This is a genomic window from Kocuria sp. SM24M-10, from assembly GCF_001027955.1.
Lineage (GTDB): Bacteria > Actinomycetota > Actinomycetes > Actinomycetales > Micrococcaceae > Kocuria > Kocuria oceani.
This window is the reverse complement of the sequence record NZ_LDNX01000164.1, coordinates 1-2,015: the sequence shown is the minus strand read 5'-3', so window position 1 is coordinate 2,015 and position 2,015 is coordinate 1. Positions and strand designations below refer to the sequence as shown.

Annotated in this window: 2 protein-coding genes; both read right to left on the bottom strand. The window is 80.1% G+C overall.

Annotated features, from left to right (window positions below):
* Positions 1 to 1,755: ComEC/Rec2 family competence protein (locus ABL57_RS19500; protein WP_053005209.1), on the bottom strand; the 1,755-nt coding region annotated here is incomplete at its 3' end.
* On the bottom strand, positions 1,752 to 2,015 hold a 264-nt coding region (locus ABL57_RS19495), incomplete at its 5' end, for a helix-hairpin-helix domain-containing protein (protein WP_047805150.1). The genes ABL57_RS19500 and ABL57_RS19495, both read right to left, overlap by 4 nt.

Here is a 2,015-nt window from a genome sequence, read left to right as displayed (position 1 = left end):
CGTGCGCCGCCGGCGCCGCCGGCGGTCGCGGTCCCGCCAGTGCTGCTCCGGCAGCGCCGGAGGCGCCGGTCCCCCGCGCAGGGCGCCCGCCACGGGCCGGGGGCGGCGCCGCCGCACGTCCAGCAGGTGCACGGCCCCCACGGCCGCCGCGCTCGCCGCGGCCATCAGCACGGCTCCGGGGACGCCGTCCGGCCACGGGGCCAGGGCGCCGGGGGCCGCGGCCAGGGTGCGGGCGGTCCCGGCGATCAGCTGCGTGCCCCAGCCGCCCACCGTGAGCGGCAGGAGGGCCGCGGTGTCCCCCGCCGGCAGGTGCAGCGCCAGCAGCCCCGCGAGCCCGCACACGGTCACCGCCGGCACGACCGGGGCGGCGACGACGTTGGCGACCAGGGCGTAGACGGGCACGGCGGGCTGCAGCAGCACGAGCACCGGCGCGCACCACAGCTGGGCCGTGGCCGGGACCGCGACCGTGAGCGCCAGCGCGTCCGGCATCCACCGGCCGAGCCACCGGGTCAGCGGCCGGGAGGTGACGACGATCCCGGCGGTGGCCAGCACGGACAGGACGAAGCCGTACTCGGCGGCGAGGGCCGGGTGCAGCACGACGAGGACGAGCACGGCGCCGGAGAGGGTGGCGAGGGACACGGCGGTGCGCCCGGTCAGCAGACCGATCGCGGCCAGCCCGCCCATGGTCGCGGCGCGCAGCACGGAGGGGTCGGGTCCCACGAGGAGCACGAAGGCGCCCAGGGCTCCGAGGCCGGTGAGCAGGCAGGTGCGGCGGCGGGCGCCGAGGACCAGCGCGGCGTGGCCGGCCAGGACCGTGACGAGCGCGCAGTTGGACCCGGAGACGGCGGTCAGGTGGGTGAGCCCGGTGTCCTGCATCGCCTGCTCCAGCTCCTCGCCGAGCCCGGAGCGCTCGCCGAAGGTCATGCCGGGGAGCAGCCCGGCGGCGTCGGGGCCGAGCGCCGCGGTGCTGAGCACGAAGCGTTCCCGCACCCGGTCCCGCGCCGTGGGCGGGGCCGCCGGGAGGACGGTGGGCGGGGCGGCGGCGCGCAGGGTCGGGGGCCCGGGGGTCGGGTCGCCGGCCGCCACGAGCGCCGCGGTGATCCGCCGGCCGGGAGTCAGCGCGGACCAGGCGGGGCCGTCGGCGAAGACGGTGACCGTGGCCTCGGCGGGACCGGTGCGGCCGCGGTGGGTGAGTTCGTGCAGGACGAGCTCGAGCACCACGCCGGTGCGGTCCTCCCCGGCCGGACCTGCCGCAGGGGCGGTCCACGGGCGGGGTCCCTCGGCCACGTCGGCGGTCACGACCAGGGTCCCTCCGCCGGCCAGGGCCTCGCCCAGGGCGCCGGAGGTGCTGCCGTGCCGGTCGGCGGAGGCGCTGAGCAGCACGGCGGCCATCGCCAGGGCGCTGAGCGCGAGGCTCGACCAGGGCGGCCCGTGCGGCGCCCGGTCCGGCCGGACGGTCGTCGGGACACGGACCCCGCTCCGGCCGAGACCGCCCCGGACGAGATGGGTGAGGACGAGATCGGTCCGGGCGAGGACGGTCCGGAGGAGGACGGCGGCCAGGACCAGCGCGGCGAGGTACCCGCCCGCCGCGGCCGCGGTGCCCGCCGGGGTGAGGTGGGTGCCGAGCAGGCCGGTGAGCCAGGCGCCCACGGCGGCGGGGACGAGCCGGAGGTCCCACGTACGGCCCGGAGCACGGGCGTCGCGGTGCTCCTGGTGCTCCAGGGCGCGCGCCCAGCGGGCGGCGGGGCCCCTCACACGGTCACCAGCGGGAGCAGGGCCTCCAGCAGGGTGGGCCCGATGCCGGGCACGGCGTCGAGATCGGTGGACGCGGCGAAGCCGCCGTGCTGGTCGCGGAACTCCACGATCCGTCCGGCCAGCACCGGGCCGACCCGGGGCAGGGCCTCCAGCTCCGCGGCGGTGGCGGTGTTGAGGTCCAGGGTGCCGCCGGGGGCCGAGGCGCCGGAGCCTGCGGCCGCGGCGGCGCCCGTCGCGCCCGCGGCCGGGGCCGGGGGCTG